6 protein-coding genes are annotated in these 5,549 nt (G+C 72.8%); 3 read left to right on the plus strand and 3 right to left on the minus strand.

The window, feature by feature from the left end; all coding sequences use genetic code 11:
• Positions 1–682, plus strand: a 682-nt coding sequence (locus tag ADY59_RS52145; RefSeq protein WP_049577420.1) for a hypothetical protein, incomplete at its 5' end; no start/stop codon positions are given.
• Positions 683–765: 83 nt separating this feature from the next.
• On the plus strand, positions 766–1,569 hold the full coding sequence (locus ADY59_RS47925; RefSeq protein WP_197094184.1) for a class I SAM-dependent methyltransferase: 804 nt from the start codon (positions 766–768) through the stop codon (positions 1,567–1,569).
• A gap of 6 nt (positions 1,570–1,575) precedes the next feature.
• On the opposite strand, the gene ADY59_RS46285 is transcribed toward ADY59_RS47925, so the two are convergent.
• Entirely contained in the window at positions 1,576–2,622 is a 1,047-nt protein-coding gene (locus tag ADY59_RS46285) for a hypothetical protein (protein ID WP_049577423.1), read from the minus strand.
• 122 nt (positions 2,623–2,744) lie between these two features.
• On the opposite strand from ADY59_RS46285, the gene ADY59_RS46290 reads away from it, so the two are divergent.
• Positions 2,745–3,614, plus strand: a complete 870-nt coding sequence (locus ADY59_RS46290; protein WP_049577437.1) for a helix-turn-helix transcriptional regulator — start codon at positions 2,745–2,747, stop codon at positions 3,612–3,614.
• Positions 3,615–3,656: 42 nt separating this feature from the next.
• Here the strand turns inward: ADY59_RS46290 and ADY59_RS46295 are convergent, their stop codons facing one another.
• Positions 3,657–4,769, minus strand: a complete 1,113-nt coding sequence (locus ADY59_RS46295) for a DUF5925 domain-containing protein (protein WP_049577426.1) — start codon at positions 4,767–4,769, stop codon at positions 3,657–3,659.
• Positions 4,770–4,820: 51 nt separating this feature from the next.
• Positions 4,821–5,420, minus strand: coding sequence for a hypothetical protein (locus ADY59_RS46300; protein WP_156326159.1), 600 nt, complete (start codon positions 5,418–5,420; stop codon positions 4,821–4,823).
• Positions 5,421–5,549: the final 129 nt, after the last annotated feature.

Here is a 5,549-nt window from a genome sequence, read left to right on the forward strand (position 1 = left end):
GTCGCTGGTTCCGCGGGTCCGGGGGGAGCGCACCGGGCTGGAGCTGGTCGATCGGCTGCTGTCCGATCCGCGGGCGTCGCGGTGGCAGGGCGACGGGGACAACCCGGTCGACTGGCCGGCCGTGCTGCCCCACGACCGCGAGATCGCGGCCCTGCACCTGTTGCCGCATCTGCTCTGCCGTACCCACGGGTCGCACGTGCGGCTGGCGGAGGTGCAGGCGGTGGCGCTGGCCGGAGGGCCGGCGGGGGAGGCGGTGGCGCTGCTGGTGGCGTACTTCCTGCTGCACCGCGAGTGGTGGCGGCGCGACGACGGGGTGCGGCCGCTGCTCGACCTGGCGGCGCGGGGAGAGCTGCCCGCCGTGGAGACCGGGCGGCAGCTGGGGCTGCTGCTGCGGCGCACCTGGCACCAGCCGGCGGCGCTGCGCGAGGCGCTGGAGACGGCGGCGGCCGGCGGGGCGCACGCGGAGGTGTGGCGGATGCTGACCGGGTTCCTGCCCGTCTACCTGCCGGGGCCGGGGGAGCGGGCGCACACGGGGCACACCCAGATGCTGGCGTTCGCGGTCAAGGCCGCCGGGTGGGCGGAAGCCGAGGGCACGCTCCCGTGCGTGGCGCAGATCGCCGCCCGGAAGGCGACGAGCGGTTTCGTCCGCGAGGCCCGACGCCTGCACGCGCGCCTGACCTGAGATCGTCTCCGGCCGGGGGACCACGGGGGCGCCCCCGGCCGGAGATCCCGCGCGGGCGGCACCCGGCCGTTAAAATGATCACCATGCGCGACGACGTCTACCGCTACAACGAGGAACGCTGGGAAGCCCTCGTGGAGGCGGACGCCTTGTTCACCCGTCCCATGCTCGACCTGGACGCGGACCGGGCCCGCGCCTATCTCGGCCTGGAGCGGCTGGGCCTCCCCGGTGACCTGGCGGGCCGCCGGGTGCTCTGCCTGGCGGGCGGCGGCGGGCAGCAGTCCGCGGCCTTCGCCCTGCTCGGAGCCGACGTGACGGTGTTCGACATCTCCTCCGGGCAGCTCGGGCGTGACCGGTCCGCCGCCGAGCACCACGGCGTCGAGGTCCGCACCGTCCAGGGGGACATGCGGGACCTGTCGGCCCTCGGCGACTCCTCGTTCGACCTGGTCTGGCATCCGTACTCGCTGACGTTCGTCCCGGACTCCCGGATCGTCTTCCGCGAGGTCGCCAGAGTCGTCGACGCGGGCGGCCACTACTACGTGATGTGCGCCAACCCGTTCTTCGCCGGTCTCACCCACCACGCGTGGAACGGCGAGGGGTACACCCTCGGGCACCCCTACACGGACGAGGCCGTGACCAGTTACCCCGACCAGGACTGGGTCTACGACCGCGAGGCGGGCCGTTCCATCGGCGAGCCCAGGGAATACCGGCAGACGCTGAGCCGGATCGTCAACAGCCTGACCCGGGAGGGCTTCCTGCTGACGTTCCTGTCCGAAGTGCGCAGCGACCGCCCCGGCCTGGAGCCGGGGAGCTGGGAGCACTTCACGTCGGTGGCCCCGCCGTGGCTGGAGTTCGTCTGGCGGTACCGTCCCGGCGTGCTCGGAGGGTGAGGAGTCCTACCCGAGCGGGATGGCCGAGATCGCGAACGGAAGCTCCGGCCGACCACCGCTCTGCCCGGTGTTGTACTGGCTGTTGACCACCAGCAGCCGGCCGCGCACCATCCGCGCGGTGCTGGGGTGCCGGAAGTCGGGGTTGTCGATCACGGACTCCACCTCGGCGGCCGACCAGTCCGCGGCCGGCCGCAGCACCGAGACCTGCGGCTGCGGGTTTTGCGGGGACAGCCCGCCACGCACCACGTAGAGCCGCCCGTCATGCAGGACCAGGCCGTCGCCGCCGAACAGCGGGACGCCGCCGAGGTCCACCTGGTGGATCGCCTTGGTGGCCAGGTCGAAGCGGTACAGCTTGCCCGACTGGCTGTGCACGGCGATCAGGTTCGCGTCGCCGACCGCGATGATGCCGTTGAGGTTGTGCCCGTCGACGTGCTCCACCGAGGTGCCCTCCAGGTCGAGCCAGGGGCGCATGCTCCAGCGCCCGTCCTGCTCGGCGATGCGGTAGATGAGGTGCCCGAGCGAGTCGGTGGCGTAGGCCGTGCCGTCGGGCGCGATGGTGATGTCGTTGACGAAGCCGCCGGGCACGCCGGAGACCGTGGCCAGGAGCCGGCGGGACCGGATGTCGTAGATCCACACCTGGTTGGTCGCGCCTCCCCCGACGTAGAGCCTGCCCCGGTCGTCGGAGATGATCCCCGACGTGGTCGTCCGGCCGTCCGCGCCGCCCGTGAGCCACACCTGCATCTCTTCCCGGCCGGGCGTGCCCACGTACAGGGTGCCCGTCTGCGTGCTGCCGGTGAAGAACCGGTCGGTGGCCCCGTCGTACGCCAGCCCGCCGGGGTAGGCCCGCCGTCCCGGGACGACGTACCGGGACGGGAGGCCGACGCCGGCGTCCGTACGGAGTTCCGCGGCCTGGGCGGACGAGGCGGAGCCCGGCGGGGCGGTCCGCGCGGAGGCCGCGGCGGGGCCCGCGGCGGCGGGGGCGGTCACGAGCAGGAGCGTGAGGGCGGCGGAGACGGTGGGGACACGCACGAAGATCTGTCCTTTCGACGACATGTCATCGATGATCAGCGGACAGCTCCCGGGCAGCCAGAGCTCAACCCGGCCCTGGGCACGGCGAACCTACGGTACGGCAGGACCACCCAGCGGCGGCTTCCGGCCGATTAGTGTGGATCACGATGGCACGACGCACTGATCTCAACGACTTCCTCCGCACCTGTCGCGCACGCCTGCGGCCCGGCGACGTGGGCCTGCCCCCGGGGCCGGGACAACGGCGCGTTCCGGGCCTGCGCCGCGAGGAGCTGGCTCTCCTGGCGGGCATCAGCGTCGACTACTACATCCGGCTGGAGCAGGGCCGGTGCGACAGCGTCTCCGAAGGGGTGCTGGACGCCGTGGCGAGCGCGCTGCGGCTGAACGACGACGAACGCGCCTACCTCCACCAGCTCGCCAAGCCCACCCGGGCGCGGGCCCGCGCCCCGCGCGCGCAGACGGTCCGCGCCGGCCTGCGCCAGCTGCTGCACGCCCTGCCGGCCAGCCCCGCCTTCGTCTTCGGCCGCCGGATGGACATTCTGGCGTGGAACCCGCCGGCCTGCGCGCTCATCACCGACTTCGCGGCGCTGCCCGCGCGCAGGCGCAACCTCGCGCGGCTGATCCTGCTCGACGAGGGTGTCAAGCGCCTCTATCCCAACCGCGAGCAGGTGGTCAGCGACACCGTCGGCCACCTGCGCATCGACGCCGGCCGCTATCCCGACGACCTGGAGCTCGCGTCCCTCATCGGCGAGCTGTCGATGCACAGCGAGGAGTTCAGGCGGCATTGGGCGATGCACACGGTCAAGAGCAAGACGCACGGCGTCAAGGAGTTCAGGCACCCGCTCGTGGGGGAGTTCGTGCTCGCCTACGAGACGCTGCACCTGCCCGACGCGCCCGACCAGCTCCTCACCGTCTACACGGCCGAGCCGGGCACGCCCGCCGACGACAACCTCAGGATCCTCGCCACCTGGCACCCGGGCCACGCGCCCGCCGCCGGCGACGCCACGATCGATTCCTGACGGCGCCGGGCGGCGTGGGGACGGACCAGGCGTGGGGACGGACTAGAGGTAGAGGCCCGTCCCCTCGGTGGAGGCCGTCCTGGTCAGGGAACGTCCGGAGCGGAGGGCGTACAGCTCGGCGAGGGTCGCGCCCGAGGGGCCGACACCCGTGGGGGAGCCGAGCCAGGTGACCGCTTCGTCCCGCGTCAGCGGGCCTATCTCGAGCTGCGCCAGGCACCGGCCGGGACGGACGACGGCGGGGTGCAGGCGCGCCAGGTCCTCGTTGGTGGTGATCGCCACCAGCACGTCGCGGCCCTGGCCGAGGAGGCCGTCGGTCAGGTTGAGCAGCCGCGACAGGCCCTGGCCGGCCTGCGACTTGGCCGAGGCGCTGATCAGCTCGTCGCAGTCCTCCAGCACGAGCAGCCGCCAGCGCTGCTGCTCGTCCTCGTCGTGGTCGTAGCCGACGGCCACCTCCATGAGGTAGCCCGGCTCGTCGAACAGCCGCTCCGGGTCGAGCACGCAGTCGACCTGGCACCACTCCTGCCACTGCTTGGCCAGCGAGCGCAGCAGCGTCGTCTTGCCCGTGCCGGGCGGGCCGTGCAGCAGGATGAGCCGGCCGTTCACGTCATCCGGGGTGATCGCCATCAGGGAGTCGAGCGAGCGGCGCACCGCCGCCGAATAGTTGCCGCTGATCTCCGGCCACGGCTGGGCGGTGATCGGCTTCTCCGAACGGGTGCCGCCGTGCGAGCCGCGCCACCAGAAGCCCATCTCCACGTGGTCCGTCTCCGGCTCGGGCTCCTCGGCGCCGTCGACGCTCTCCTTCAGCACCGACCGGGCCAGCTCCTCGCTGGTCGCGGTGACGCTGACGGTCGCCGACCGGTTGCGGTGCCGGATCACCCGCAGCGTCCAGCCGTCGCCGCAGATCAGCCGTGACTCCGAGCCGTCCTCCACCTGCGCGGTCCGTACGACGCTGCCGTGCTCGGGACGCAGCGGGGCGTCGGGGCGGACGCGCTCCAGGTTGACCAGGCGCGACCACGGCTGGACCCCCGTGGCGAACGGCGACAGCGCCAGCGCGTCGATGACGTCGACGGCGGAGTCGGAGTCGTCGATCCAGATGTTCATGGGGAGCTCGGCGTCATCCTGACTGGGGAACGGCACCTCCCGGATCACAGACATGGGACCAATGATCACAGCTCCCGGGGCTGGTTGTCGAAGGGTTTGCCGGTATCAGCCTGTCTTCGTCAGCTCGCCCTCGCTGTTGCCCATGGGCATGGTGAGGTCGTAGTCGGCCTTGTCGTCGTCCTTCAGCTCCAGGGTGACCTTGACGCTGCCGGTGTTGCCCACGTACGCGCACACGCCGCCGAGATCGCTCAGGGTGAAGTGGAGGGTGGAGTCCTTCAGCTCGGTGGCGTACAGGGTGCCCTTGCCGCAGCCGGGGTCGCTCTCGGCGTCGCCGGGGGAGTCCCAGACGCCGGTGGGCTCGCCCTCGCGCAGGACCAGGGTGACGGACTCGTCCTCGAACCGCGTTCCGCCGGCCTCGCCGTCGACCGTGCCCTTCCAGGTGCCCGCGAACTCGGCCGGGACGTCGATCGTGTCGGTGGGCCTGCCGGTGCCGACGGAGAGCTCGGGGAGGAGGTCCGTGATCCCCCCGCCCGGGCTGGGCGTACCGGCGGGTTCGGTGGCCGGCTCGGTGGCGGGTTCGGTGGCGGGCTCGGTGGACGAGGGGGTGACGGTGCTGCCCAGGTTCAGCGCGGGCGGGCCGCCGTTGAGCCACAGGAGCGTGCCGCCGCCCCCGGCCAGCGCGACGACGACGGCCAGGGCAGCCACCACGGCTCCCCGCCGTCGCCGCCGCACCGGCCCCGTGGTGGCTGCCCTGGCCGGCCCGGTACGTTCCCCCGTCCCCGGAACGTGAGGTCCCGGCGAGGCCGGGACCTCACGTTCCGGGGACGGGGGAAC

Source organism: Nonomuraea sp. SBT364 (assembly GCF_001083785.1).
Lineage (GTDB): Bacteria > Actinomycetota > Actinomycetes > Streptosporangiales > Streptosporangiaceae > Nonomuraea.